This window comes from Frankia alni ACN14a, from assembly GCF_000058485.1.
Taxonomy (GTDB): domain Bacteria; phylum Actinomycetota; class Actinomycetes; order Frankiales; family Frankiaceae; genus Frankia; species Frankia alni.
Map to the genome: position 1 here is coordinate 1751205 of NC_008278.1, position 26409 is coordinate 1777613.

The 26409-nt window shown below is 73.5% G+C and carries 27 protein-coding genes; 20 read left to right on the forward strand and 7 right to left on the reverse strand.

Going from position 1 to position 26409, the window contains the following annotated elements:
• Positions 1 to 3: 3 nt before the first annotated feature.
• On the forward strand, positions 4 to 693 hold the full coding sequence (locus FRAAL_RS07045; RefSeq protein WP_011602819.1) for a TIGR04282 family arsenosugar biosynthesis glycosyltransferase: 690 nt from the start codon (positions 4 to 6) through the stop codon (positions 691 to 693).
• Positions 690 to 1529 (forward strand): methyltransferase domain-containing protein, encoded by an 840-nt coding sequence (locus FRAAL_RS07050; RefSeq protein ID WP_231861549.1) that lies wholly within the window; start codon positions 690 to 692, stop codon positions 1527 to 1529. The genes FRAAL_RS07045 and FRAAL_RS07050 overlap by 4 nt, the downstream gene beginning before the upstream one ends.
• Here FRAAL_RS07050 and FRAAL_RS07055 read toward each other — a convergent pair.
• Positions 1426 to 1989 carry a hypothetical protein gene (locus FRAAL_RS07055; protein WP_011602821.1) on the reverse strand — a complete coding sequence of 188 codons (564 nt, stop codon included), beginning with the start codon at positions 1987 to 1989 and terminating at the stop codon, positions 1426 to 1428. The genes FRAAL_RS07050 and FRAAL_RS07055 overlap by 104 nt on opposite strands.
• Positions 1986 to 3140 (reverse strand): molybdopterin-dependent oxidoreductase, encoded by a 1155-nt coding sequence (locus FRAAL_RS07060; protein WP_050997330.1) that lies wholly within the window; start codon positions 3138 to 3140, stop codon positions 1986 to 1988. The genes FRAAL_RS07055 and FRAAL_RS07060 overlap by 4 nt, the downstream gene beginning before the upstream one ends.
• 200 nt (positions 3141 to 3340) lie before the next feature.
• On the opposite strand from FRAAL_RS07060, the gene FRAAL_RS07065 reads away from it, so the two are divergent.
• From FRAAL_RS07065 to FRAAL_RS07095, 7 genes are all read left to right on the forward strand, one after another.
• Positions 3341 to 4870 carry a glycosyltransferase 87 family protein gene (locus FRAAL_RS07065; RefSeq protein ID WP_011602823.1) on the forward strand — a complete coding sequence of 510 codons (1530 nt, stop codon included), beginning with the start codon at positions 3341 to 3343 and terminating at the stop codon, positions 4868 to 4870.
• 9 nt (positions 4871 to 4879) lie between these two features.
• Positions 4880 to 5605, forward strand: a complete 726-nt coding sequence (locus FRAAL_RS07070) for a TetR/AcrR family transcriptional regulator (RefSeq protein ID WP_011602824.1) — start codon at positions 4880 to 4882, stop codon at positions 5603 to 5605.
• Positions 5606 to 5689: 84 nt separating this feature from the next.
• Positions 5690 to 6490 (forward strand): DUF1918 domain-containing protein, encoded by an 801-nt coding sequence (locus tag FRAAL_RS07075; RefSeq protein ID WP_011602825.1) that lies wholly within the window; start codon positions 5690 to 5692, stop codon positions 6488 to 6490.
• A 169-nt stretch (positions 6491 to 6659) separates the two neighbouring features.
• Complete coding sequence (locus FRAAL_RS07080; RefSeq protein WP_231861550.1) at positions 6660 to 7745, forward strand: NAD(P)-dependent alcohol dehydrogenase; 1086 nt, start codon at positions 6660 to 6662, stop codon at positions 7743 to 7745.
• Positions 7746 to 8063: 318 nt separating this feature from the next.
• Positions 8064 to 8885: an SAM-dependent methyltransferase gene (locus tag FRAAL_RS07085; RefSeq protein ID WP_231861551.1), complete on the forward strand. Its 822-nt coding sequence runs from the start codon at positions 8064 to 8066 to the stop codon at positions 8883 to 8885.
• A 14-nt stretch (positions 8886 to 8899) separates the two neighbouring features.
• Positions 8900 to 11344, forward strand: a complete 2445-nt coding sequence (locus FRAAL_RS07090; RefSeq protein ID WP_011602828.1) for a putative bifunctional diguanylate cyclase/phosphodiesterase — start codon at positions 8900 to 8902, stop codon at positions 11342 to 11344.
• Between the two features lie 101 nt (positions 11345 to 11445).
• Positions 11446 to 12993, forward strand: a complete 1548-nt coding sequence (locus FRAAL_RS07095; RefSeq protein WP_011602829.1) for an acyl-CoA synthetase — start codon at positions 11446 to 11448, stop codon at positions 12991 to 12993.
• Between the two features lie 106 nt (positions 12994 to 13099).
• Here the strand turns inward: FRAAL_RS07095 and FRAAL_RS07100 are convergent, their stop codons facing one another.
• Complete coding sequence (locus FRAAL_RS07100) at positions 13100 to 13879, reverse strand: enoyl-CoA hydratase (protein ID WP_041938957.1); 780 nt, start codon at positions 13877 to 13879, stop codon at positions 13100 to 13102.
• A 232-nt stretch (positions 13880 to 14111) separates the two neighbouring features.
• Here FRAAL_RS07100 and FRAAL_RS07105 point away from each other — a divergent pair, with 232 nt between their 5' ends.
• The gene (locus tag FRAAL_RS07105; RefSeq protein ID WP_041938958.1) at positions 14112 to 14591 is read left to right on the forward strand and encodes an MOSC domain-containing protein; all 480 of its coding nucleotides are present in this window, start codon (positions 14112 to 14114) and stop codon (positions 14589 to 14591) included.
• A 430-nt stretch (positions 14592 to 15021) separates the two neighbouring features.
• Here FRAAL_RS07105 and FRAAL_RS32815 read toward each other — a convergent pair whose 3' ends face one another.
• Positions 15022 to 15261: a hypothetical protein gene (locus FRAAL_RS32815; RefSeq protein ID WP_157892005.1), complete on the reverse strand. Its 240-nt coding sequence runs from the start codon at positions 15259 to 15261 to the stop codon at positions 15022 to 15024.
• A gap of 92 nt (positions 15262 to 15353) precedes the next feature.
• On the opposite strand from FRAAL_RS32815, the gene FRAAL_RS07110 reads away from it, so the two are divergent.
• From FRAAL_RS07110 to FRAAL_RS07135, 6 genes are all read left to right on the forward strand, one after another.
• The gene (locus FRAAL_RS07110; protein WP_011602834.1) at positions 15354 to 15845 is read left to right on the forward strand and encodes a hypothetical protein; all 492 of its coding nucleotides are present in this window, start codon (positions 15354 to 15356) and stop codon (positions 15843 to 15845) included.
• 28 nt (positions 15846 to 15873) lie between these two features.
• Positions 15874 to 16218, forward strand: a complete 345-nt coding sequence (locus tag FRAAL_RS07115) for a hypothetical protein (protein WP_162137458.1) — start codon at positions 15874 to 15876, stop codon at positions 16216 to 16218.
• The gene (locus tag FRAAL_RS07120) at positions 16215 to 17177 is read left to right on the forward strand and encodes an ATP-grasp domain-containing protein (protein WP_011602836.1); all 963 of its coding nucleotides are present in this window, start codon (positions 16215 to 16217) and stop codon (positions 17175 to 17177) included. Before FRAAL_RS07115 ends, FRAAL_RS07120 begins: the two co-directional genes overlap by 4 nt.
• On the forward strand, positions 17170 to 17862 hold the full coding sequence (locus tag FRAAL_RS07125; protein WP_011602837.1) for a hypothetical protein: 693 nt from the start codon (positions 17170 to 17172) through the stop codon (positions 17860 to 17862). Before FRAAL_RS07120 ends, FRAAL_RS07125 begins: the two co-directional genes overlap by 8 nt.
• A gap of 218 nt (positions 17863 to 18080) precedes the next feature.
• Positions 18081 to 18530: a hypothetical protein gene (locus FRAAL_RS07130; RefSeq protein WP_157892006.1), complete on the forward strand. Its 450-nt coding sequence runs from the start codon at positions 18081 to 18083 to the stop codon at positions 18528 to 18530.
• Between the two features lie 160 nt (positions 18531 to 18690).
• Positions 18691 to 19173, forward strand: a complete 483-nt coding sequence (locus tag FRAAL_RS07135; protein WP_041938960.1) for an SRPBCC family protein — start codon at positions 18691 to 18693, stop codon at positions 19171 to 19173.
• Here the strand turns inward: FRAAL_RS07135 and FRAAL_RS36320 are convergent.
• From FRAAL_RS36320 to FRAAL_RS07150, 3 genes are all read right to left on the reverse strand, one after another.
• A complete protein-coding gene (locus FRAAL_RS36320) occupies positions 19091 to 19951 on the reverse strand; it encodes an arsenate reductase ArsC (protein WP_083866985.1) in 861 nt (286 codons plus the stop codon). The two genes, FRAAL_RS07135 and FRAAL_RS36320, sit on opposite strands and share 83 nt — an antisense overlap.
• A gap of 377 nt (positions 19952 to 20328) precedes the next feature.
• Positions 20329 to 21114, reverse strand: a complete 786-nt coding sequence (locus FRAAL_RS07145) for a TIGR01458 family HAD-type hydrolase (RefSeq protein WP_011602841.1) — start codon at positions 21112 to 21114, stop codon at positions 20329 to 20331.
• 11 nt (positions 21115 to 21125) lie between these two features.
• Positions 21126 to 21665 (reverse strand): nuclear transport factor 2 family protein, encoded by a 540-nt coding sequence (locus tag FRAAL_RS07150; RefSeq protein WP_041938961.1) that lies wholly within the window; start codon positions 21663 to 21665, stop codon positions 21126 to 21128.
• 109 nt (positions 21666 to 21774) lie between these two features.
• On the opposite strand from FRAAL_RS07150, the gene FRAAL_RS07155 reads away from it, so the two are divergent.
• The 4 genes from FRAAL_RS07155 (at position 21775) to FRAAL_RS07170 (ending at position 26396) form a co-directional block, all read left to right on the forward strand.
• The gene (locus FRAAL_RS07155; protein WP_011602843.1) at positions 21775 to 22278 is read left to right on the forward strand and encodes a winged helix-turn-helix transcriptional regulator; all 504 of its coding nucleotides are present in this window, start codon (positions 21775 to 21777) and stop codon (positions 22276 to 22278) included.
• 150 nt (positions 22279 to 22428) lie between these two features.
• The gene (locus FRAAL_RS07160) at positions 22429 to 23418 is read left to right on the forward strand and encodes an enoyl-CoA hydratase/isomerase family protein (protein ID WP_231861552.1); all 990 of its coding nucleotides are present in this window, start codon (positions 22429 to 22431) and stop codon (positions 23416 to 23418) included.
• A 438-nt stretch (positions 23419 to 23856) separates the two neighbouring features.
• Complete coding sequence (locus tag FRAAL_RS07165; RefSeq protein WP_041938962.1) at positions 23857 to 25128, forward strand: helix-turn-helix transcriptional regulator; 1272 nt, start codon at positions 23857 to 23859, stop codon at positions 25126 to 25128.
• On the forward strand, positions 25125 to 26396 hold the full coding sequence (locus FRAAL_RS07170) for a helix-turn-helix transcriptional regulator (protein WP_011602847.1): 1272 nt from the start codon (positions 25125 to 25127) through the stop codon (positions 26394 to 26396). Before FRAAL_RS07165 ends, FRAAL_RS07170 begins: the two co-directional genes overlap by 4 nt.
• Positions 26397 to 26409: the final 13 nt, after the last annotated feature.

Consider the following 26409-nt stretch of genomic DNA (forward strand, 5'->3'; position numbering starts at 1 on the left):
GTGATGGCGAAGGAGCCGGTGCCCGGTCGGGTGAAGACCCGGCTCACCCCGCCGCTGCGCCCGGAGCAGGCCGCGGCCGTCGCGGCGGCGGCGCTCGCCGACACCCTCGCCGCCGTCGCGGCGGTCACCGTCCGGCCCGGATTCGCCGACCTGCGTCCCGTGCTCGTCCTCGAGGGCGCCGCCGGCCCGTGGCTGGCCACGGCCGGCGGCTTCGGCGGGCTGGCGGTGGCGGCCCAGACGACCGGCCCGTTCGACGCCCGCCTGGCCGCCGCCTTCGCTGCCGAGACCGGCCCGGCGCTGCTCATCGGCATGGACACGCCGCAGCTCACCGCCGACCTGCTGGCCGCCTCCTGCCAGGCACTGCGTTCGGCTGACGCGGTGTTCGGCCCCGCGGCCGACGGCGGCTGGTGGGCCCTGGGCCTCGCCCGACCCGACGGCGACCTCCTGCGCGGCGTGCCCACGTCCCGCCCCGACACCGGCGCCCGCCAGCGTGCCCGACTTGGCGCCGCCGGCCTCGACGTGACGGTGCTGCCGACGCTGCGGGACGTCGACACCGCGGCCGACGCGACGGCGGTCGCCCGGCTTGTCCCCGGTGGCCGGTTCGCCGCGGCATGGCGCGCGGCGGACACCCGCGCCGATCTGGACGCTCGGCAGGCACCCGGCGCGTCCGCGACCGCTGCCGCGACACGGTGACCGCGGAAAAGGCGACCGCGGAAAAGGCGACCGCGGGAACGGCGACCGCGGGAACGGCGACCGCGGAAAAGGCGACCGCGGGAATGGTGACCGCGGCGGGCGATGGATGGGAACCGACTGACATCTACGAGGCGGGACTGCGCTCCACCGCCGGCCGGCTATGGGCGCACCATCCGGACGGGCGGCGCATCCCGCTGCCGGTGCACCGGTGGCGGGGCACCCTCCCGCCGCGTTCCGAGCCCGAGGCAGTGGCCGCCCTGAGCGGTGTCACTGTCGGGGGTGTTGCCGGAGCCGGTGCCGCTGGTGGTGGTGGGGCGCTGGCGGCCGGGGATCTGTCCCTGCTGTGGCGCTGCGCGGGGCCGACCCTCGACGTGGGCTGCGGGCCCGGACGGCTGGCCGCGGCGCTCGCCGCCCGCGGGGTGCCGGCGCTCGGCATCGACGTCGCGCCGCTCGCCGTGCGGCTGAGCCGGCAGGCCGGGGCCGTCGCGTTGCGGCGCGACGTGTTCGGCCGGCTGCCGGCCGAGGGTCGCTGGGTCGCGCTGCTGCTGGCCGACGGAAACATCGGCATCGGCGGGGATCCGGTGCGCCTGCTGCGCCGCGCCGGGCAGTTGCTCGCCCCGACCGGCCAGGTGCTCGTCGAGGTCGAGCCGCCGGGAACTCCGACCGGGCCCGTCCGGCTCCGGCTGGAGGACGCCACCGGTCGCATCTCCAAGCCCTTCGCCTGGTGTCTGGTCAGCCTGGACGAGCTGGCCGTTCTCGCGCCGGCCGCCGGCCTGCTCGTCGCCGGGTCCTGGCAGAGCGCCGGTCGCCACTTCGCCGCCCTGGGCCACGGCTGACGCCCGGACGCCCGCGCCGCGCCGCCACCGCCCGGACGGCCATGATGAGCGCGGCGCCGGCCCAGACCGCGCCGAGGACGATGGCGAGGTTGCGGCCGTAGGCCAGCGGGTTCACCGAGGGGTTGTCCGCGGATCCGCCGTAGCCACGCCACAGCGGCAGCGACGCCAGCGCCACCGATCCGCTGACGACAAGCGCGCCCTGCACGACGGCGCGGTAGGGCGCCGGGACGAGTCGGCTGAGCGCGAAGCCCACGATCATCGTTGCTGGCACCAACAGCGCGTCGTGGACGACGATCCCGCCGATCAGCCAGGCACCGGCGTTCGTCGGGCGCGTCGCCCGGGACATCGACAGCAGACCGTCGACGCCGTAGCCCAGGGCCGCGAGCCCCGCCGCCGCGAGCACCACCCGCAGGGCGAGCCCGCCGACGCTCGGCCCGCTCCTGCCGCCGCCGCTCGTCACAGCATCACCACCCGGTGCACCCACTTCGTCTGCAGGACGCCGGGCCGGTCGGGCGCGATGAGCCGGGCCGGGTAGCCGTGGTCGAGGTCGAGGTCGGCGCCGTCGAGGCCGGTGGCCAACAGGGTCAGCGGATCCCGGGCGTGAGCGGGGCGCACCTCGCTGGCGCGGTAGCCGCCGCGCGCCTCCAGCGACTCGACCCGGACGGTGGCGTCGACGGGGATGAGCGCCGCGTCGAGCAGGTCGCGCAGCCGGGGGCCGTGCCAGGTCGCGTCCGCCGACCAGCCCTCGACACAGGTGATCGGCAACCGCACGGTGTGGCGGGGCAGCGCGTGCACCTCGGCGAGGTGGTAGACGACCCGCCGGACGCCGACGACCTCCAACCGGTACTCCGGATCGCGGGCCGCGGCGGCGACCCGGGCGGCCCGCGCGGTCCGGTTCACCGGGAGCCCCTGCGGGCCGAGGTCGGGCCGGCGGGGGGCGAGCAGGTCGAGCGGTGCCAGCGCCGGAACCGACTGGCCGGCCGTCGTCGCGACGATGACGGCCGCCGCGGTGCCGGTCGCCACCGCCAGCCCGCGGCGGGTGAGCCCGCCGGTCGGCGGGCCAGCGTCCTGCATGCCTGCGTGGGGAAGGTCCTCGTATCGATTCCGGCCCACGTTCGCGCGCACGACGGTCAGTTTCGCGGCTATATGCACGACCAGGGCGCCGATGATGATCCAGGCGACCCAGTAATGGGTCACGGTGAAGAAGAAACGGAACCGGTACCACTGTGCGATGTTCGCGATTCCGGACGCGAGCTGGAATATGGCACCGGCGATCAGCGGCACGATCGTGAGTCGTTCAAGGGCATGCCCGACGGATCGCAGCGGCGGCCATTCCCACAGCCGCGGATACACCGTCCACAGCTTCACTAGCAGCAACGGGACGCTGGCGAGACCGGTCGTGACGTGCAGACCCTGCGTGACCCGGTACAGCCAGACCGGCCGGGAGGGCCATTGCAGCCAGTCCGGCGGATGTTGCATGAAATGTGACACGAGCCCAGTCAGGAAACAGGTTCCGAAGGTGATCCCGAGCGCGATGCCCAGCAGCGACGCCACTCGCGGATCATGCAGCGTGCTCGGGAACGCCCCAGCCCGCAGCGGGCCGCGGCGCATCGCCTCCGGTGGTTCCGGCAGTCTTGTGGAAAGCAGGCGGGCCCCATCGGTCGGCCGGCCGACGAACACGCGGGAAAACCGTTGCACGAGAGGCAACGTAGGTCGCCGCAACCGGAATCCGGCCTGATCGTCGCCTTACGGAACGAGGAACCGCGCCTCGACACCCGGGCATCCCGCCGCTGTCCTGCGAGGCTCGGCGCATGCCGTCAGCCGCCGCCGTGTCGCGAAGCCGCCCGGACCGTGCCCTGATCGGTGCGGGCGTCGGGCTGGCGGGGGTGCTCGCCACGCAGCTCGCCGTCCGCGCGGTCCCCGGCTACCTGCCCGGCCGGGCCGGTGTGTTGCCCGGGGTGCTGGTGTGGTGGGTCCTCGGAATCGCGACGGCCGCGTCACTGGTGCGGACGGCGAACCGGCGGGCCGCCGCCGGCATGCTGCTGGCCGGGATCCTCGCCGTGCACGCGGTCGCGGCGACCGGACCGCCCCAGCTCTCCGACGACCTGTACCGCTACGCCTGGGACGGCCGGGTGCAGGCCGCCGGCGTCGACCCCTACCGCTACGGCCCCCTGGACCCGCACCTGGCCGGGCTGCGCGACCAGTGGCTGTTCCCCGATGCCGCCGGCTGCGCGGCGATCGAGCGGGGCCCGCACTGCATCCGCCTCAACTACCCGCGGGCGCACACCATCTACCCGCCGGTGGCGCAGGCGTACTTCACCGCCGTGCACTACCTGCCCGGCCCGCCGCGGGAGCACAAGCTCCAGCTCTACGGCTCGCTGCTGTCGCTGGCGTTGACCGGTCTGGTGATGCGGATGCTCACCACCCGCGGTCGGGATCCCCGGTACGCGGCGTTCTACGCGCTGTCGCCCCTCGCCGGCCTGGAGGTCGGCTCGGACGCGCACGTCGACGTCCTCGGGGCCCTGCTCGCGCTGGCCGGCCTCGCCGTGCTCACCCGCCGCTCCGCCCGCCCGCCGGCGGCACCCTCGTCCTCGCCGCAGCCGTCCTCGCCGCAGCCGTCCTCGCCGCAGCCGGCGTCGCCGTCACGGTGGCGGGCGGCGGCGGCCGGGGCGCTGCTCGGCGCCGCGGTGGCGGTGAAGCTGTACCCGGCGCTGCTGCTGCCGGCCGCCGCCCGGCGTCGCCCGGTGGCGCTGGTCGGTGCCGCGGCCGGGGTCGTCGGGCTGGCGTATCTGCCGCACCTGCTCGCCGTCGGCACCGGCGTGCTCGGCTTCCTCCCGCAGTACCTCGACGTCGAGGGCTACGGCCAGGGCGCGCGGTTCCTGCTGCTCGTCGGCGTGCTGCACCTCGGCGGGTCGGCCGCGAAGGCGGTGGCGGTGGCGGTGCTCGCGGCGGTGACGGTGGCGGTGTGGCGTACCGACCCCGACCGGGTGCCCCCCGAACGGGCCGCACTGTGGACGGTGGGTGCGGCGTTCCTCGTCGCCACGCCGGTGCAGCCCTGGTATGGCGTGCTGCTGGCGGCGCTCGCCGTCGTCGCCGGGCGGCTGGAGTGGCTCGCCGTGGCCGCCGCCGCCCATCCCGTCTACCTCTCGCTGTTCACCGATCTACCCGGCGATGCCTGGACCTTGCGGGTGACCTCCTACGCGATGGCCGCCGCGATCGTCCTCGCCGCGACCGGCCTGCGTCACCGACTCACCGTCCCCGGCCGCCAGGTGGACCGGGACGCGGAACCGACGCTCCTCGCCCTGCCGCTGGATTCTGGAGTGAGGGCTCCAGAGAGGTAGGGTTCGTCGATGAACCCACCCGTCCCCGGCGGTGCCGGCGGTGCCGGCGGCCAGGACGGTCGCCGGATCACCCGCAAGGGCCAGGCCACCCGGGCGCGGATCGTCGCGGCCGCCGCCGAGCTCATGTACGCCCGGGGCGTCGCCGGCACCAGCACCGAGGACGTCCGCGTCGCCGCCTCGGTGAGCAGCTCGCAGCTCTACCACTACTTCGAGGACAAGAACGCGCTGGTCCGCGCCGTGGTCGCCTACCAGACCGAGGCCGTGCTCGCCTTCCAGCAGCCGCTGTTCAGCCGGCTGGACAGCCTGGCGGGGCTGGCGGCCTGGGCGGACACGCTCGTCGACTTTCACCTCGGTCTGCATCTGCGCGGCGGCTGCCCGCTGGGGTCGCTGGCCAGCGAGCTCGCCGATGCGGATCCGGTCGCCCGCGAGGCCCTGGCGGCGGCGTTCGCCCGCTGGGAGGCCGCCATCCGGGAGGGTCTGGCGGCCATGCGCGCCCGGGGCGAGCTGCGGGACGAGGCGGATCCGGACCGTCTCGCCCTCACCCTGCTCGCCGCGGTGCAGGGCGGTCTGCTGCTCGCCCGGACCCGCCGCGAGGTGGCGCCGCTGCGGGTCGCTCTCGACACCGTGCTGGACCACATCCGCTCCCTCGTTTCCGACGTCGTCCGTCCGTATCCGGTCGGGTCGGCCTCGGTCGTGGTGACCTCCGGCGTCCCGGTTCGGGTCGAACGGCACTGACCTGGGCGTTGTTCATGCCGGAGGCTGGAGCCAGCCAACAGCCGAACACGACTGCGCACAGGCGCGCAGGGCGGAGGAGGAGCAATGGCCGGTGTGCGGTTTCCCCGTCACAAGCCCGTCACGGTGCCCCGCGAGATGACCATCGTCGAGGCCGCCCGGTGGATGGACGTGCAGGGGGTGGGATCACTGCTGGTCATGGACGGCGAGGACCTCGTCGGGATCGTCACCGATCGGGACCTGGCGCTGCGGTCGCTGCGGCGGCGCATCCCCTTCGACGGCCGGGTCGAGGCCGTGATGACCCGCGGCGTCGTCACCCTGGACGTGGACGCCGACCCCGCCGACGTGGTCCGCATGTTTCGCGAGCACACCGTCCGGCGACTGCCGCTCACCGACAACGGCCGGGTGGTCGGCCTGATCGCGCTCGACGATGTCGTCGCGGCCCCGGCGTTCGCCGCGGTGCCGGCCGGTCGGGCCGCCGGTGGCTCCGGAATGGGCGCGCCCACGCCGGTCGCCGCGGCCGGCCCTGAGCCGACCGCCGAACTCGCGGACCTGCCGGGACTGGCCGATCTCGCCGCGGCGGTGGCCGCCGAGACCCCGCGCTCCCTGCACGAGGGCGGGCTGCCCGGCCCGAAGACCGTCACCTGGCTACCCGAGCCCCGGCTCGGCCGCTGGCGGGCAGCCGTCGGCGACCGGCTGGTCGTGTCGCCGCCCAACCCCGGCCGGCCGCCGTGCGGCGGGGAGATCCTGGAGGTCCACTCGCCTGCCGGTGACCCGCCCTACCTGGTCCGATGGGGCGACGGCGGCCACGCCACCTTTGTCTACCCTGGCCCGGACGCCGAGGTGCAGCCTCTGGGCGGCAACGCCGGGCCGGTGGCCCCGGTCTGACGGCTCGAGCCCGGCGTCCCCCAGCCGGCGCTCCCCAGCGTCGCAGCGGCCTCGGCTCGGCGGCGGGCGTCTGGCCGGGGCGCGCGTCTGGCCTTCGGGTCTGGCCATCGCGTCTGGCCATCGGGTCTGGCCATCGCGTCTGGCCATCGGTGGGACGAGGATGGGCTTGGTGCTCGCGAGGGCCGCGGGCCAGGGCGAGGGGGGCTCGTTGCGCGCGCTGCGGATGACCCGTCACCAGTCGGCTCCCGAGCTCGTCGAGGTGCCCGACCCCGTCCCCGGGCCGGGTCAGGTGCGGCTGCGGGTGGCCGCCGCCGGTGCCTGCCACAGCGACCTGCACCTGATGGAATGGCCGGCGGAGCAGATGGTCGGGCAGGGTCTGCGCCTGCCGTTCACCCTCGGCCACGAGTCCGCCGGCTGGGTCGACGCCGTGGGCGCCGGGGTCAGCGCGGTGCGGGTGGGTGACGCCTGCGCCGTCTACGGGCCCTGGGGCTGCGGGCACTGCCGAGCGTGCGCCCGCGGCGCCGAACAGTACTGCGAGGTCACCCACGGGATGGGTGGCCCGGGCCTCGGTGGGGACGGCGGTATGGCCGAGTACCTGCTCGTCGACGACGTGCGCCACCTCGTCCCGCTCGGCGACCTCGACCCGGTGGCCGCCGCGCCGCTCACCGACGCCGGGCTCACCCCGTATCACGCGATCCGCAAGGCGCTGCCGCTGCTCGGGCCGGGCTCGACCGCGGTGGTGATCGGGGCCGGCGGCCTCGGTCACCTCGGCATCCAGATCCTGCGGGCGATCACCTCGGCCCGCGTCGTCGCCGTCGACGTCGCCCCGGGCAAGCTCGTCCAGGCGCTGGCTCTCGGCGCGCACGCGGCGGTGCCGGCGGGCGAGGACGCGGCCGCCGCGATCCGGGCGCAGACCGTCGGCGGACTGGGCGCGCAGGCCGTGTTCGACATGGTCGGCAGCGCCGCGACGATGGCCACCGCCGCGGCTGCCGTCGGGGCCGAGGGACGGATCACCGTCGTGGGCCTGGCCGGCGGGGCGCTGCCGTTCCGGTTCGGGACGGTGCCGTTCGACGTTGACGTCTCGCTGCCGTACTGGGGCACCCGCGGCGAACTGTTCGAGGTCCTCGACCTCGCCCGCGCCGGCCTGATCCGCGCCCACGTCGAGACCGTCCCGCTGGCCGGCATGCCCGCCGCCTACGACCGCCTGCGCGCGGGCGACGTCTCCGGCCGCATCGTCATGGTCCCCTCGGCCTGAGCGGGACGTGGCGGGCCCGGGTTCAGGTCACGGGGTTGATTCCAGCGATCGCCTGCGCGCGAGCTCGTTCTGACCGAAGCCGAACCCTCGATGCTCGGGACGAGCGCGCACATCGTGGGCGTGGCGCGCAGGCCGTCGGGGCTCGATGTCTGCTTCGCGCAGGTGAGTGCACCTGTGGGTGGGGTGACGGGCCGGGCGATCCGGACGTGAGGTGTCCGTTCTGCGTAATCGGCAATACCCCGCGTGGTGACGAAGGCTGCGGTGGTGGACAATTCACTCACGTTAGGTCGTCGATCGGACCGGGCAGGGGATGAGCGGATGATGGATGAAACGCCCGGGTGGGCCGCGGGTGTCGACGTCGATCGGCCGAGCGCCGCGCGGATGTACGACTACGCGCTCGGCGGGTCGCACAACTTCGCCGCGGACCGGGAGGCCACCCAGGCGGTGATCGCCGCGTTCCCGGACGGCCCGCTGGTGGCGCGGTCGAACCGGCTGTTCCTGCACCGGGCGGTCCGCTTCCTCACCGCCGAGGCGGGGATCACCCAGTTCCTCGACCTCGGCTCGGGCGTGCCGACCGTCGGCAACGTGCACGAGGTCGCCCAGGGGATCAACCCGCAGGCGCGGGTCGTCTACGTGGACATCGACCCGGTGGCGGTCGTCCACTCCCGGATGCTGCTCGCCGACAACCCGCTGGCCACGGTGCTGCAGGCGGACATCCGCGAGCCGGCCTCCATCCTCGGGTCGAGCGAGGTCACCGGGCTGCTCGACCTCTCCCGGCCGGTCGCGGTGCTGATGGTCACCGTGCTGCACTTCGTCGCCGACGGCGACGACCCGGCCGGGATCATCGAAGCCTTCCGGGCGGCGACGGTGCCCGGCAGCTACCTGGCGGTGTCCCACGTGACCGCCGACGAGCGGGCCGAGCAGGTGCACGGCGCGGGCAAGGTGTACGAGTCGACGCCGACCGGGGTCACCCCGCGGTCCCGGGCGACGATCGCCGCCCTGCTCGCCGGCTACGACCTGGTCGAGCCGGGGCTGGTCTACCTGCCGTCCTGGCGGCCGGACGAGGCGCACGGCGGGCGCGACCCGCTGGCCGCCGATCCGAGCCGGGCCGTGGCGCTGGCCGCCGTCGGCCGTCGGTAGTCCATCCGACAGGCGTGGAGAAGAGGTACCTGTCCCCGGCTGCCCGCAGCCGCGGGGTGGTGCGTTTCGCGCGGGTGTGGGCGCGTGCCATCGTCGGTGCGAGCTACCCGGCCACCGGCCTGCTCGCCGTGGAGGAGCGGCTGCTCGGCCTGACCGAGCGGCTCGTCGATGCCCTGCTCGACGAGCCCTGGGCTCACGAGCCGCCCACTGATGAGCCGCCCACTGACGAGCCGTTCGCTGACGAGCCGTTCGCTCAGGAGCCGTTCGCTGACGAACCGCTTGCCGGGGAGCCGGCCGCGGTCGGGGCCGCCATCGCGGACTACACCTTCGGCGCCGCGGACGCGCTGGCCGCCACGATCCGCGTCTGCGGCGCCCGGCTGCTTCCCGAGCTGGGCCTCGACGCGGATGGCGAGCTCACCGGCCGCGTCGCCGCCCTGCAGGGAGCCCTGGCGCACGGATACACCCGCGCCCTGCGCGAGCGAATCCTCGCCGGCCAGGACTCGATCCACCGCGCCGCCCACCTGGCCACCGACGCCCGGTTCCAGATGATCTTCAACGGGGCCGCGATCGGGATCGTGCTCGCCGACGCCGCCGGGCGGATCGTCGACGCCAACGACGCCTTCCTGCAGATGCTCGCCGTCGCCCCGCACCGGGTGCACGGTCGGGCGCTGCACGAGTTCGCGCATCCCGACGACGCCGCCGGTCTGCGCGACGCCCACGCTGCCCAGCGGCTCGCCGGACCGGCGCACCTGCGCACGGAGCTGCGCTTCGCCGGGCCCGTCGGCGCCACGGTGCGGGCCGAGCTGACCACCACCTGCCTGCGCCAGGCCGACGGACGTGGCGAGATCCAGCTCTCGATGATTGTGGACGTCACCGAACGTCACCGGTTACAGGGCCGCTTACACCGGCAGGCCCGGCACGACCCGCTGACCGGGTTGCCCAACCGGACGGTGCTCGCCGAACGGGTCACCGAGTTGATGGCCGCCGAGCCGGACCGACGCCTCGGGCTGTGCTTCATCGACCTCGACGGGTTCAAGGCGGTCAACGACAGCCTCGGGCACGACGCCGGCGACCGGCTGCTCGTCGCGGTCGCCGGGCGGCTCACCGCGGCGCTGCCCCCGGGCCAGCTGCTCGTCCGGATGGGTGGGGACGAGTTCGTCGTCCTCCTCGCCGACACGGCCGGCATCGACGACGTCACCGCCACCGCCCGCGCCGTGCTCGCGGCGCTGGCGGAGCCCGTCCGGGTCGGCGACCAGTCGTTGTCGATCGGCGCGAGCATGGGCCTGGTCGAGCGACCCGCGGCCGACGGCGACCTCGCCGATCTGCTGCGCGCCGCGGACATCACCCTGTACCAGGCGAAGGACGCCGGGCGGGGGCGGTGGGCCGTCTTCGACGCGGAGCGCAACGCGCGCCAGGTGACCCGGCACACCCTGTCGACGATGCTGCCCGGCGCCGTGGAGCGGGACCAGTTCATCGTCGTCTACCAGCCGATCGTCACCCTCGGCGAACAGTCTGGCCGCGTTCGGGCCGGCTGGGCTGGAGTGGCCGGCGGGGCTGGGGTGGCCGGCGGGTCCGGCGGGTCCGGCTGGGCTGGCGGGGTGATGATCGGGGTGGAGGCGCTGGTCCGCTGGCGGCATCCCCGGTTCGGGCTGCTCGGTCCGGAGGCGTTCATCGGCCTGGCCGAGGAGACGGGCCAGATCGTCCCGCTGGGCCGTCGGGTGCTGGAGCTGGCCTGCCGGCAGGCGGCCCGCTGGCGTGAGCTGCGTCCGGACGGCGCGGGCGCGCCCTTTGTCAGCGTGAACCTCACCGCTCGCCAGACCCACGAGACCGACTTGGTCGACCAGGTCGGGCGAATCCTCGACGAGACCGGGCTGCCGCCCGAACTGCTCCAGCTCGAACTCACCGAGAGCGCGTTGATGGGCACGGCCGGCGAGCCTGCGCGGGCCCTGGACGGTCTCGCGGCGATGGGCGTGCGCATCGCCATCGACGACTTCGGCACCGGCTACTCCAACCTCGCCTACCTGCGCCGGCTGCCGGTGCACACGCTCAAGCTTGCCGGGCCGTTCGTCGACGGCTTCGCCTCCGCGCGCGGGCACGACCCCGACGGCGAGAAGATCGTGCGGATGCTCGTCGAGCTCGCCCACTCGCTGCGCCTGACGGTGACGGCCGAGGGCGTCGAGACCGCCGCCCAGGCCGAGGGGCTGGGGCAGGTCGAATGCGACAGTGCCCAGGGCTACCTGTTCGCGCCGCCGCTGCCGCCCGGTGAGATCACCCGCTGGCTGCGTGCCGCTCCCGCCGACGCACCGCCCGCCGACGCACCGCTCGGCGGTGCCCGGCCCGGCGGTGCCCGGCCCGGCGTCGACCCGCCCGCCGGGGGACGGCCCGCCGAGTCCTCGGCCGTCTCGGTGCTGCCTGTGCCGCGGGCCTGTGGTGCTCCTACCTCCGGATATGTCGGGTGAGCAGACCCGCTTGACTTGGCATGTGACCGCCCTAACATCGTTTACTACGTAAAGGGCGCATTGCGGTCCGTGCCAGCGGGACGGTCGACAGGGAGGGTCACATGCCAGAGGCTGCGGCGATGCTCGGCGAGCCGTCCCGGCATCCGGCGGACCGGCTGGCCGTCGTGATGGCCGACGGCAGCGCGCAGCTCACCTTCGGCGAGCTGGAAAGCCGCAGCCGGCAGGTCGCGCACCTGCTCGCCGGCTATGGTCTGCGTCCCGGCGATCACGTGGCGATCCTGCTACCGAACCGGCCCGAGTACTTCGAGGTCGCCTGGGGCGCGCAGCGCAGCGGCCTGTACTGGACGCCGGTCAACTGGCACCTCACCGCCGAGGAGACCGCCCACATCGTCGACGACTGCGGGGCGCGGGTGCTGTTCACCTCCGCCGAGCTGGCCCCGATCGTCAAGCGCGTCCGGGAGTCGGCCACGCGGCTGGAGCACATCGTCATGATCGACGCCGGCCCGGCCGAGCTCGCCGAGGGCATCCTCGACCACCGCGCCACCCTCGCCGGCCAGCCGGACGCCGAGCCCGCCGGCCAGGTCGAGGGCATCTACATGTTCTACTCGTCGGGCACGACGGGCCGCCCCAAGGGCATCGAGCCGGCGTTGCCGCTCGACCCGTTCGGCACCGGCCTGGCCATCGACCGCGCGATGGTCGGCTCGTTCGGCTTCGGCCCGGACAGCGTCTACCTGTGCCCGGCGCCGCTCTACCATGCGGCGCCGACGGGCTGGAGCACCGCGACCCAGCGCCTGGGCGGCACGGTCGTCCTCATGGAGCGCTTCGACCCCGTCGAGGCCTTGCGGGCCATCGAGCGCTACCGGGTCACCCACGTCCAGGTCGTGCCGACGATGTTCGTCCGCCTGCTCAAGCTGCCCGCCGCGCAGCGCACCGCCTTCGACCTGGCCAGCCTGCGCCTGGTTGTGCACGCCGCCGCCCCCTGCCCGCCGGAGGTCAAGCAGCGGGTGATCGACTGGCTCGGGCCGATCGTCTTCGAGTACTACGCCGGCAGCGAGGGCGGCGGCATGTGCGCGATCACCTCGCAGGAGTGGCTCACCCACCGCGGTTCGGTGGGGCGGGCCGTCATCGGCGTCGTGCACATCGTCGACGACGACGGCGCGCAGCTGCCCGTGGGCGAGATCGGGCGGGTCTTCTTCGAGAGCCCGACCCGGATGGAGTACCACAACGACCCGGAGAAGACCGCCGCCGCCTACAACGACCGTGGCTGGCTGACCCTCGGCGACCTCGGCCATCTCGACGCCGACGGCTATCTCTACCTGGCCGATCGCCGCACCGACCTGGTCATCTCCGGCGGGGTCAACATCTATCCGCAGGAGATCGAGAACGTGCTGATCCTGCACCCCGCCGTCGCCGACGTCGCGGTGATCGGCGTGCCGGACGCGGAGATGGGGCAGCGGCTGCTCGCCGTGGTCCAACCGACTGCCGAGGCGGTCGTCGGGGCGGAGCTCGCGGCCGTGCTGCAGGCGTTCGGCCGCGAGCGGCTCGCCGGTTTCAAGGTGCCGCGCACGATCGAGTTCGTCGAGGAACTGCCGCGGCTGCCCACCGGCAAGCTGCAGCGCGTCCGGCTGCGCGAGCGCTACGTCGGCTGACGGGCGCCCGGCGCCGCGCGGCCGGCCGACCGGCGTCGCCTGCGCCCCAGGGCCGTGGCCGGCCGGCGTCGCCTGCGCCGCTGCGCTGCGGCCGGCCGGCGTCGCCTCAGCCGCGGTCGGCGCCCAGACGCGCCCGGTTGCCGGCCATCACCTCGACCCGGCGCTGCTCGATCTCGGCGAACGCCGGTGGCGTCTCGATCGCGCCGCGTGCCTCGGCGGCGCTCGCCGGGCCGGTGTAGGTGGCGATGCCGTCGCCGTAGACCTTCTTCAGCCCGCGCGTCATCCGCGGGTCGACCTCGCCCACGGACGCCGCCACCGCCAGCGCCCGCTCGCGCAGCTCCGCGTGCGGCACGACCTCGGTGACCAGCCCGATGCGCAGCGCCTCGGCGGCGTCGACGAGCGCGCCCGTCATCGACATCCGCCGGGCGTTGCCGACGCCGACGAACAGCGGCAGGTGCGCGGTCAGCCCGCCGCCGGGCAACACCCCGACGCGCGCGTGCGTGTCGGCGAACACGGCACGCTCGGAGGCGATGAGGAAGTCGCAGCCCAGTGCGATCTCCAGTCCGCCGGTGAACGCCGGCCCGTTGACGGCACCGATGACCGGGGTCCGCATCCGCGCGACCTGACCGACGCAGTTGGTGCCCTCGAACTGGTCGAAGTACTTCTTGCCGTCCCGCGCGGCCTCCTTGAGGTCGACGCCGGCGCAGAACGCCGGGTCGGCGCCGGTGAGGACGACCACATGCACGTCCGGGTCCTCGTCCGCGGCGACTAACGCCGAATACAGCGCGGTGACGAGCCCGCCGCCGAGCGCGTTGCGGGCCTGGGGCCGGTTCATGGTGATCAGGCGCGTGGTGCCGAGCGTCTCGGCAATCAGGATCTCACTCATTCGAGGAGTATTTCCCAGCCCCGTCACAGCCGCGACCCTTCCCACCTGCGGCGGTTGTGGTGGCAGAGATGGGGGCTGAAGCAGCGGCCCGAGGCGGCAGCAGTTGCGGTGGTAGTTGTGGTGGCAGTGGCAGTGGCAGTGGCAGTGGCAGTGGCAGTGGCCGGTGGTGGTGATGGTGGTGGCCGCCGCGAGGGGCGGCCGCGAGGATATCCGGTGGGGTAGCGTCGCCAGCATGGACCGCGGCGGTCGCCTGGTCGGCATCTACACCGCGGCCGGCCGCGGCGCGGCGATGCGGGCCCGCTCCCGGGCACGGGTGATCGAGGGCCGCGGCCTGGCCGGGGACCGGTACGCGGCGGGCGCCGGGACCTACTCCGCGTGGAGCGGCTCCGGGCGGGCGGTGACGCTGATCGCCCGGGAGGCGGTCCGTGCCCTGGTCGACGAGGGCCGGGTCACGCTCGCCGAACACGAGACGCGCCGCAACCTGGTCACCGAGGGGATCGACCTGCCGGATCTGATCGGTCGGGCGTTCCGCGTGGGGGACGTGGTGCTGTACGGCGCGCGGCCGTGCCCGCCGTGCGGCTACCTGGAACGTCTGCTCGACCGCCCGGGGCTGTGGCGGGCCCTCGCCGAGCGAGGCGGCCTGCGGGCGGACGTCGTGCGCGGCGGCACGGTCGAGCTCGGCGCCGCCATCGTCCCGCTGACCACTTCCTGACCCGGCGGACCGGCCTCGGCGCTGTATCACAGTAAATCACCACCGGCGACGGTTTGCTTCTCGTCTCATTCTTTACAATCGGCAAGCACGCCCATCGAATTGAAGGTCTGTCGGGGCGCTTCGCATTCCCCGGTCGGTTCACCGGCGGGTGTTGCGTTCCGGCAGGTCACGGGTGTTCCCTGTGGGTCGGGTCGCGAACGCGCGCCGGAAACGCGTGACACCGGGCGTGCCGACTGGTTAGTCTAAGCGCGACGATAATTCCACTGCCGGGGGCGGCGATGGTGCGCGCGGGTGCGTCGGCAGGTCCCGTTCGGAGTGCATCCACGGCAATGACGGGCGCGGCCGGCAGCCGGGGCGCCCTTTGCTGTCCAGTCGTGCGCGGGGCAAGGCCGGCAGGAATCGACCTCCGCGGCGATCCGCCGACCGGGCGTCAGGCTGCGGGCGGGCGCTGGGTGTCGCCGGAACGACGGGAGGCCAGGTCGCCGTTCGCCGACCGGTGGCACCGGCAGCCGTGCCAGACCTCGGCGAGGACCGTCAGCAGCTGCAACGCGAACAGGAGGTAGAACGATGAACCGGAGCTCGGGCCGCCCGTCGGCACGGCGACCAGAAAGACGAGTATCGGTCGTGAACGGGCGCGTCGGGCGGCCTCGTCGGGAAGAGTTAGTCGCATACCAGTATGGTGCGCGGCCGTGCGGGAAAGTGGCGACCATCTGACGGCGCATCTTCCTGCGTGGTGGTTTCGCAGTTCTTTCGGGGGAGGTTGTGAACGAGGAGTTGCTCGCCGTGCTGCGGGGAAGGTGCCTGGCGGCGTCGCTGAATGACGCACCCCACTTCGTCGGCTGGCTGAAGACCAACTGGCCGCCGCTGGCCGGCTGCCAGCCGGCTGATGCGCCTCGACTGGTGCGTCAGCTTCTGGTTGACGCGGCGACGGCGAGTCTCGATCCGCCGAATCTGCTGCCCGTCGTCAAGATCATGATTGGTGCCTCGGTTGCGGACCCGGCCCGGACCACCCGGCAGCGCATTCTGGGGCTCATGGCAGAGGCGATGCCCAGGCATCGGTCCGGTGCGCCGGGTCTCGCCTACAGCCCCCGCCGGATGGAACAGTTGGAGCGAGAAGTGATCTGTCCTGCGGTTGAGACGGCACTGCGCCTCTTTCTCGGCAAGACGTCACTGCCGGGCACACAGCCCTGGCTGGACTACGACCTGACGATCACACTGCGCGGGCATCACGCGAACCGCGAACTGATCGCGTGAGGTGGAAGCCGAGAAAGTGCGCGAGCGCATGGAGACGACGGGGGACGTGGCCGACGACCTGCGGATCTACGCCAGTGCCGAGAATACCGACGCCAGCCCGACCCGCTGGCGCATCATCTCCGACCAGGAGATCACCCGGGCGACACGCTACTGCTACTGGAGCGCCGCTCGGCCGCTGTTCCTGCGTAGGGCGCAGTTCGACTACTCCGCCTTCCCCGACGTCGAGCGGCTGGCGTTCGAACTCAAGCCGCGCCTTGGCCGGCGGATGACGGTCGGGCGGCATGACGACCTCGGCGTGATCGAGTTGGAGGTCGGCTCCTGGGTCAGTCCGGGCAACGCCGTTGAACTCACCTGGCAGGAACGCGCGGGATGACCGCGGAGGTGCTGGTCATCGGCCGGCATGACGACCAGCATGTGGCGCGATGTGCCGCGGTGCTGGGCGCGGCCGGCCGGACCTGCGAGGTGCTGTGGCTCGGACTCGCCCGCCAGCGATACCGGATTCACGGAGATCTCGCCTCGATGGAGCTGGGGCTCGACGGCCGCCGCTACCCGCTCGCCGACTACCGGCACGTGCTCTGCCTGCCCATGGCGGTCAACCGACCGAGCATGGTCGACACCGACGGCGACGAGTTCGGGGAGCGTGAGTGGAACGCCCTGCTCCGATCGGTGCTCGTCCGATCGGCGGCGCACAGTCCGGCCGCGTGGCTGATTCATCCCGATGCCGACCTTCTTCAGGATCGCAAGATCGCTCTCCTGCAGTGCGCCGCGCGCGCCTGTCCAGAACTCGCGATACCGCCGACCGTCATCACCAACGAGCTGCTCGACGCCGACGTCGCGTTGCTCGGCGATCGAATCGTGGTGAAACCGATCAATGCCTGGCAGGAGGTCTCGCCGGGCCGGTATTTCAACACCACCCTGCTGACCGATGCGGCGTTGGCGAAGATTCGTCAGGTCGGGCCGCTCGACACTCTCACTATTTTCCAGCGTTTTCTTCCGCATTCGATTGAGTACCGGTGTTACTGCGTCCACAACGCCGTTCTGACGGTTCGACTTCAGGTGGCGCCTGGATCGGCGGACTCCCGGCTTCCCGGAGCGTCCCAGGGGGCCACCGTCACAACCGACGAACAGGATTTCGCGCCGGCCCTGCGAGAGATCACCCGAAGTCTTCGGGTCCATTACTGCTGCTTCGACATGGTGATGGACGGAAGTGGAAGGAGCTGGCTGACCGATATCAATCCGACCGGATCGTGGCGGTATCTCGAGAACCAGTTCGATTGTGACCTCACGTCCTGGATCCTGGCGACCTGGCTAGGCAGGAGTACTGATGGATAGCCCCTTCGCGATTCGTCGCCATGTCCCGAACTCGCCCGACGCGTTGCACTGCGCGCAGGCGAGTCTGATCAGGACTCTGGAGACTCTCGGTCATGCCGAGCAGATGACCCTCGACCAGGCAGATGAGATCACCGGATTCCGGGAGGGAGTGGAGACCTGGCCGTACTCGATGCTCGCGTGGCTCGGGGAGAACGGCTATGAGGTTCGACACGAGGATGCACTCGATGCAGTCGCGCTGATGCGGGACGCGGAGACGGAGCTGCGGCGCTCCGGGCTGGACGACGAGACGTTGGAGTACTTCCTCGACATCAGCGACTTCTCGCGCGAGGGCGCTGCGATCGCTCGATGTCTCGCGAGCGGTAATCTCACCTTTGTGCCCGGAATCCCCGACCCGAGGCGTCTGACGGACCGCATCGATGCACGGTGGCTTCCGCTGCTGAGTCTGGACGCGGCGGTGCTGGCCGAGCGTGAACGCGACGGTTTCGAGGGGCACATGGTGCTGGTCACCGGCTTTGTCGGGCAGTGTGCCGTGATCCAGGATCCGGGACCGCCGAGCAGGTGGGACTGGGTGGTTCCGCTGTCGCGTGTTTCGGTGGCCCTGAGATCTCCGGCGGATACCTCGGGTACGATCACCTACATTCGAAGAAAAGCAGGGCGGGGAGGAATTCCACATGTCAGTACATGATCTTGTTGCGCAGGAGACCAGCGCTCAGCAGACGGATTCCGAGGACGGCCAGCCGGTAGGTTGACGACCTTGTTCCGGTGGTGTCGGCACCGTCGTCGTCGGTGCGGCGGGCGCTGACGACCGGACCGCTTCGTCGGCCGCTCGGACAGTCCGGGAGGCGACAGGTGGGGAACCTGCCGCGGCCCGTTCGCCGCGGAGAGGGGCCGTAGGCTTAGCCGGTGTCGTCTTCACAGATATGCGGCGTTCCGTGGTCGGAGGACGGCCCGTCCCCCCGCCCCGTCCGGCCCGCCCGGGCGCGCGGACGGGTGCTGGCCAGTGGGCTCGCGCTCGGGCTCGCCGTCGGGTTGGGGGCGGCGGCGGGGTGCTCCTCCGACGGGTCCCGCGCGGCGGCGGACGTGCGGATCACCGACTGCGTGCGCGACCCCGACAACCACCGGGCGGTGGTGACGGGCGAGGTGCTCAACGGCTCGTCCAAGCGGTCGAACTACGTCATCCAGGTCGACGTCAAGGCCAACGACAGCAAGATCGAAAGCGGGTTGGCGTCCCTGTTCAGGGTGGACTCGGGTGCCCGCAAGACGTTCACCATCCGGCCGGTGGGCGCGGACGTCCCCAGCGACACCACGCTGACCTGCACCGTCGCCCACGTCGGGCGGATCGCCGCCGAGTAGCGGTCGGTCGGGTGGCGGTGGCGCGGGCCGAACGGCCGGAGCCGAGGCGCCGGCAATCGCTTGTCCCCGGGCGTCGTGGCGGCATAGACAGGGAACGGCGCTGGACCAGCGTCACCAGCAGCGAGCAGTCGCTGGCCCGGGTGATCCGTGGAGGATGCCGATGTCCGACTCCGAGCGTGTGTCCGTCCAGCGGCGGGTACCGGCCGCCGCGAGCGAGATCTTCGCGCTCATCACGGACCCGCACGGCCATGTGCGCATCGACGGCTCCGGGATGCTCGTCGCCCCGGTCGACGCGAAGCGCCTCGAGCGGGTCGGTGACTCCTTCGAGATGGACATGGACCGCGAGCCGCTCGGCGACGTCCCCCTCGGCCGCTACAAGGTGATCAACACGGTCACCAGGTTCAGCCGGGACGCGCACCTCGAATGGGGGGTCGCGGGGGTCGGCATGCCGAACGTCGGTCACGTCTACGGTTACCTGCTCGACCCCGTCGACGCGACCACCACCGACGTGACGTCCTACTGCGACTGGAGCGGCTCGCCCGAGCGGTGGAAGGCCCGGATCACCTGGCCGGTCGTCCCGGTGGCGTCCCTGGAGAAGTCGTTGGAGAACCTGGCCCGCGTCGTCGCGGCGTCGGCCGGCTGACCCCCGACGCCGCGCGGTCGGGACCGGGCGGCGTCGGCTGGCCGGCCGAGGCTGTCCGCAGCGGGCGCGGCCGGGGCGGGGCGGCGGGCAGGCGGCGGGGGCCGGTCTGGCTGCCGGGTGGCTGGTGCTCGCCCCGACCCGGCTGGCTGCGGTACCACTGGTCGTGGTCCCACTGGTCATCGTCCCACTGGTCACGGTCCCGCTGGTAAAGGTCCAGCCGGACGACGTCGGCGCGATCGAGGTCAGGGGAGTCGAGCCGGTCGGGGTCGGGCCGGTCGCGCAGCAGGCCGACCCGGGCGGCGACTCCGAGGCTGTAGAGCAGGGAGCGCACCCGGGAGTCGATCTCGTCCCGGATCGGCCGGACGTCCTCGAGCGGCTTCTCGGCCGGGTCGTCGAGTTCCCAGGCCAGGTACCGGGTGTGTGGATAGATCGGGACGGTGTCGCCGCAGCCCATGGTGATGACGACCGACGCGGCGCGCACGGCGTCGTCGGTGAGCCGGGTCGGGCAGGCGCCGGACAGGTCGATGCCGACCTCGGCCATGGCCGCGACCACAGGTAGATGCAGGGTCGCCGCGGGCGCGGGGCCGGCGGAGCGGGCCTGAACCCGACCACGGCCGTGCTGGTCGAGCAGCGCGGCGCCCATCTGCGAGCGCCCCGCGTTGTGCGCGCACACGAACAGCACCTCGGGTGGTCGCTGCACGGGCACCACGGGCTGGGCGGGCCGCAGCGGGGCGGGGTCGACGGACGTCGAGTGGACGGACGTCGCATCAATGGACATCGCATCGATGGGCGTCGAGCCGATGGGCGTCGAGTCGAGGGACAACGAGTCGGACGGCGAGCGCCCGGTCATCGGGGCCACGGCGTCAGACGACGCGGGGCGCACCGGGAACGGCGCCGCCGATCGGCCCGGGAGAACTCTCCCCAGGCTGGGCCGACGGTGACGGCGCCCCTGCCGCCGGCCGCATGGACGGGTGTCTCGCCCGGTGCTGAGCCGCGCCGCCCGAGGGCGTCCGCGCGCTGTTGCCGGTCCGTGGTGTCCACGCATGAATTTCAGGCATTCATCCCATCTTACAGGGACGGCCCGGGCCGTCATCGGCGAATCCCCGCGGTCGAGGCGGTCGAGGCGGTACGGCCGACGAACTGCGCGGGCCGGTCTCAGTCGAGGCCGTCGAGCAGCGCGGGGAGGTCGGCGAAGGAGTCGATGACGTGGTCGGGACGCCCGGATGCCGCCGCGAGGGAGTCGGGCCGGAACTTGCCGGTGCGGACCAGCACCCCGGTCAGGCCGTGGCGGGCGGCGGCGAGCACGTCGTGCTCGACGTCGTCACCGATCATCACCGCCGCCTCGGCCCGCGAATCGAGCGCCCGCAGCGCGGTGGCGAAGAACTCCGCCGCCGGCTTGCCGACGACGACCGCCGGCCGGTCGAGCGCCTGCTCCAGACCGTGCAGGTAGGCGCCGGTGTCGAGCTGGAGGCCGCCGTCGGTGCGCCAGAACAGGTTGCGGTGCAGCGCGACGAGGGGCACGCCGTCCGTCGCCCAGGCGAAGACCTGGTTGACCGCCTCGTAGCTGAACTCCGGCCCGGCGCCGCCCAGCACGATGACGTCCGGCCGTTCGCCGGGCGCGCTGAACGCCACCCCGTCGAGATCGGCGCGGATGTCGCCGCTGTTGAGCACGTGGCAGCGGGCGGCCGGGTGGTGCTGGCGCAGGTAGGACGCGGCCATCGCGGGTGCGGTGAACACCTCGCCGGGATCGACCGTGAAGCCCGCGGCCACGAGCGCCGCCGCGATCGACGCCCGGTCCCGGGAGGTGGTGTTGGTGACGAACGCAACGCCGAGCCCCGCCGCCCGCAGCCGCTCCAGCGCCTGGGGCGCGCCGGGCAGTGCCTGCCAGGACACCGTCAGCACGCCGTCGATGTCGATGAGCACGGTCCGGATGCGCGCCATGGGCCGAGACGCTACCGAGTCCGCCGCCCCCGCCCCGTCGGCGTGGCGGTGGCCGGGTCGGTGGTCGACGCGTCGGTGGTCGACGGGTAGGTGGTCGACGCGTCGGTGATCGGGGCCGCGTGTGCTTCGGCGAGGCCGGCGGCGGCCAGCCGGTCGAGGGCGCGGGCCAGGACCGCGGTGTCCTCCAGGGTCCGCACCTCGGTGATCTTTCCCCAGCGCATCCGCATGAACTGCATGACGACGTTGTCGTAGCGGGAGCCGTCCGGCAGGCCGGCGTCGACCGTGACGCGGGTGGCGACGCGGGTCGACCACGGCCAGCCGGCGACGAGCACGTCGTCGACTCGGAAGACCGTGCCGGGCAGCAGCCGCTCGGTGCGTTGCCACCACAGCCGCAGCGCGGCCGAGGTGTGGCGCTCGCCGGACAGCGCGTGGTCCCCGTAGAAGCGGTAGGTGAACGTCGGCGCCATCCCAGCGATCATCGACTCCCAGTCGCCGGCGTTGATGGCGGCGAAGGCGGCGCGCACCCTGCCCGCCACGATGCGGTGGTACATCGGCCCTCCTGCTTTCGCTGGACCCGCGGGGCCCGGCGCTGGCGCCGGCCGCGGCGAGATGCACGCTAGCCGCAGTAAGTTCAATAGTGCAACCCGTTAGGCTCGGGCCATGCGGCAGACGAGTTTCGCGACCATGCAGTGTTCCCTCGCCCGGACCCTGGAGGTGGTGGGCGACTGGTGGTCCCCGTTGGTGCTGCGCGACCTCTACCTGGGTATTCGTCGCTTCGACGAGCTGGTCACGGATCTGGGGATCTCCCGTAACCTGCTGACCTCCCGGCTGGCCGAGCTGGTCGCCGGCGGAGTGGTCCGGCGGGTGCGGTATGCCGATCGCCCGCCGCGGTTCGAGTACGAGCTGACCGACGCCGGTCGCGACCTCGTCCCGGTGCTCCTCGCGATGACCGCTTGGGGGGACCGCTGGGCGACGCCCGAGGGTGGGCCGCCGATCCGGTTCGAGCACGACCGGTGCGGCCAGGAGTTCGTTCCCACGGTGCACTGTTCCGCCTGCGGCGAGCCCGTCACCGCTGACGCCGTGCAACCCCGGCCCGGCCCCGGCGGCCGGCGGGCGCCGGGAACGATGGTGCTCCCCGACCTCCTCGCGGATCGTCCGAGCTGACCCGGCCGCCATCGGAGGCGACCGTCGCGGGTGGATCCCCCGGACGGCGGGTTGATCCCCGGACGGCGGGTTGATCCCCCAAAGGGAGGGTGGACAGGGTCCGCGGGGGTGATGCGGGACCCGGGGGCTACCGGGCATCCTCGACGAGCGGTGGTCGAGCTGCCGATGATGGGGGAAGCGGTGACCGAGGAGACGGTGAGCGAGGAGGCGGCCGTCGGTGCGGCGGTGAGCAGGCAGGCGGCGGTCGAGGCGGCGGCCGTCGAGGCGGCGGCGGTCGAGGCGGCGGTCGACGGGTCGGCGTCCGGGGAGCACCGGAGCGGTGGACCGCATCCCGACCTGGCGCAGTTGTCGACCGTGCGGGTGGACCGGCCGCGACCCGGGGTCGCGCTGGTGCGGCTGCACCGTCCCGAGCGGCTCAACGCGCTGGACCGGCGGATGCTCGGCGAGCTGCGTACCGTCGCCGAGCGGCTCGCCGAGGACAGCTCGGTGCGGGCGGTCGTGCTCACCGGCACCGGCCGGGGCTTCTGCTCCGGGTACGACCTCGACGGCGCCGCCGAGTTCCCGGCGCTCGGCGCCACCGGCGGGCTGGCGCTGCAGGACCTGGCCAACCGGATGCTGCTGGCGTTGCACACGCTGCCGCAGCCGCTGCTCGCGGCGGTCGGCGGTCCGGCGATCGGCGGTGGCGTGAGCCTCGCCCTGGTCGCCGACATCCGGACCGTGGCCCTCGATGCGTACTTCCAGGTCGCCTTCGTGCGCATCGGCATGTCGGGCGGGGACCTGGGAGCCTCCTGGCTGCTGCCGCGCATCGTCGGGCGCGGCCTCGCCGCCGAGCTGATGTACACGGCGCGGCCCGTCGGCGCCGAGGAGGCCGTTCGCATCGGGCTCGCCAACCGGGCCGTGCCCGCCGACCGCCTGCTGGCGGAGACGCTCGACCTCGCCGGACAGATCGCCGCCCACCCGCCGCTGGGTGTGCAGTTGTCCAAACGAGCGCTCGCGGCCAGCACGGACGCCCCGTCGCTGTGGTCGGCGCTGGAGACGGAGGCCCGCGGTCAGGCGCTGCTGATGGGCCATCCCGACACCGCCGCCGCCGTGGCGTCCCTGCGGGCGAGCCTGGCCGCGACCCGCGCCGCGGGAACCTGACGGCCGGAGCAGCGGCGCCCCGTCGTCCTTCCTCGGCACTCGGTATTCGGAATTCGGCGTCCATCGTCCGGCCGACGGCCCGGCGGGACCGAGCACGGGCTGTGTGTATCCGAGCGTATTCACCAGCCGGCCGCAATGCGGAGCCGCCCGGCGGCGAGCCCGGGCCGACCGTTTCGCCGACCGGCCGAGCCGCTCATCTCGGCGTGCCGACGCGGTCCCTTCCTCAGGAGTCCGGCGAAATCACGGCGGTACCTCGGCATTTGCCGTGGACGCCATTCGCCTTGACGGCGTGAGCTGCGTCACCTAGTCTTTTGCCGGTAAATCCGACGGCTTGCGTCCACGCTTTCCGACCGACCTTTCGGCGGGGTTGTTCGGCGACGTCGAGGAAGCGGCGCAGAGGCGGCCGGCGGGTCTCGCGGACCGGGGAGGTACACCGCTTTGACATCGCCCGCTCCCTCGCTCGTGTCCATGCAGCAGGAGATCCGGCGGCGGCGCGGGGATCTGGTCTGCGCGCTGCGCTCCGCCGCAGCAGGCGGCGCGTCGCCGGCGCTGACGGCCCGGCTCGATCGCCTGGCCGTTGCGGGCGCCGACGCCGAACTGCGTGCGGAACTCGCCGCAGGCCGTTTTCGGCGGGTCGGCGAGCTGCTGGCCGAGCTCGGTCCGGCCCAGTCGGCGCTGGGCGCGCAGATGGCGGCGCACCCGGTCGCGGTCCGGCGGCGCATCGACGAGAGCCTCGCCGCGCTGCGCCGCGAGCCGAGTGCCGCGCGGGTGACCGGGGCCGCGCCGTCGGCGCTGTGCGCGGCTGCCGGGTTCGACCGCGCGTTGATCTCCGGCGTGCGCGGGTCGAGCTGGCTGCCGATCGCGCTGCACGTGGCGGCGCCCAGCGGCGGCGCGGTGCCGGGCGAGTTTCTGCGGGACGCGGAGGTGACCCTGACGGCCGCGATGCCGGAGGCCGAGCTCGTTCGCCGGCGGTCGGCTGTGCTCGTGCACCATGCCCGCTCGCCGTGTAGCCGGATCCTGCGGCTGCCCGTCGAGCTCGCCGGGAGCGACGAGGAGTACGTCGCCGCGCCGATCGTCGCGGGCGGTGCCGTCCTCGGCCTGCTGCACGCCGACGTCCAGCACTCGGGTCGGCCGCTGCGCCCCGCCGACCGCGACCACGTGCAGGTCTTCGCCGACGGCCTCGGCCTGCTCCTTGAACGGATCACTCTGATGGAGCGCGCGTACCTGCAGCAGGATCGGATCGCGCAGGCCCTGCGCGCCGTCCGCGCGACGACCGCGGGGCTCGGCTCCGCGCCGGTGCGCCTGGGCCGCGCGCCCGCGCCCGCGACGCCGCCGACGCTGCCGGCGCCGTCCCACGGGCTCGGCGCCGTCCGGGCGGGCGCCGTCTCGGCCGGCGCCGTCCCTGGCGGTGCCGTCCCTGGCGGTGCCGACCTGGCCGGCGTTGCCGCGGCGGCCGGCGTCGCACCGGCGCGGCTGGACGCGGTGGACGCCGCGGCCGGACCCGCCGGGCTTACCCCGCGCGAGCGGGAGGTGCTGCGCATTCTTGCCGGCGGAGCGACCAACGCCCAGATCGCCGCCGCGCTCACCGTCTCCGAGACCACCGTGAAGTCCCACGTCAAGCACATCCTGCGCAAGCTGCGGGCGACGAACCGCTCCGAGGCGGTCGCCCGTTACCTGCATCTGGCCCGCATCGCGCAGCGGGCGCTGTGAGCGCGTCCGCCGGCGTCCGCCGGCAGCTCGTCTTCGCCGCGGGCGCCGCCGATCGTGAGCGCCGGCGGCGTGGGCGGGAGCTCGCCGCCCGCTTCGCCGCGGTGTCCGGGCGGGTGCATGAGGCCCTCGACGTCGAGCCGCCCGCCGCGGCGGCCGTCCCGGCCACCCCCGCGGTGCCGGCGGTCGAGGACGCCGTCGACCTGGCCGAGCACTGCCTGGCGCGGTTACGCGACCTGGGCGACCCCACCGCCGAAGCCATCGCCGACGCCCCCGTGCACGGATCGTCCGCGGGGGCCGCCGGCAGCGGCATGCCCGCGGAGGGCGGCCTGCGGTTGTGCCTGCTCGTCCTCGAGCTGCACGAGCTCGCCTTCGACCTCGGGCAGTTCGAGCGGGACGCGCGCCACCACCGGCTCGGCGCCGTCTCGGCGGGGTTGGCGCGGTTGCGCTCGCTGCCCGGCTCGACGCCGCTGCTGGACGAGGCGTGCGGGGAGCTGGTCCGGCGCTGCGGATTCGGCCGGGCGGTGCTGTCCCGGGTCGAGGACGACGCCTGGTGGCCGTGGATGGCGTACTTCAGCAACGGTGACGAGTTCGAGTCGTGGTTCGCCGGCTGGGTGGACCGACCGATCCCGCTGCGCGGACGCACCCCGGAGGCCGGGCTGCTGACCGACGGCCAGCCTGTCGCCGTCCTCGACACGGCGCGCGCGGTCGTCCATCGGCCGATCATCGTGGAGTCGGGCCGGTCCGCGTCCTACGTCGTCGCCCCGCTGCTGCAGGGCACATCCGTCGTCGGGTTCCTGCACGCCGACCATCATCCCGCCGGCCGGCGGGTCGACGCCTTCGACCGTGATGTCCTGTGGGCCTTCGCCGACGGGTTCAGCCACCTCTACGAGCGGGCCGTGCTCGCCGAGCGGTTGCGGGCCGGCCGGGATCAGGCCCGGACGATCCTGTCGTCGGCGGTGGAGTCGATGAGCGCGTTCTGCGACGCGGGCCTCGACCTGTCGCCCCGGGCCGCACTCGGGGCGATGCCCCCCGTCGCGGGCCCGCCGGCGCCCGCCCGCCCGGGCGACGGCCTCACGGCCCGGGAGTCACAGGTGCTCGACCTGATGGTGGCGGGGGCGGCGAACGCCGCGATCGCCGCCGCCCTGGTCATCACCGAGGACACCGTGAAGTCGCATGTGAAGCACATCCTGCGCAAGCTCGGTGCGGTGAACCGCGCGCAGGCGATCGCGACGGCGCTCGGGCTCGCCGGGCCCGGCCCGCGCGGCTGAGCCCGGCGACGCC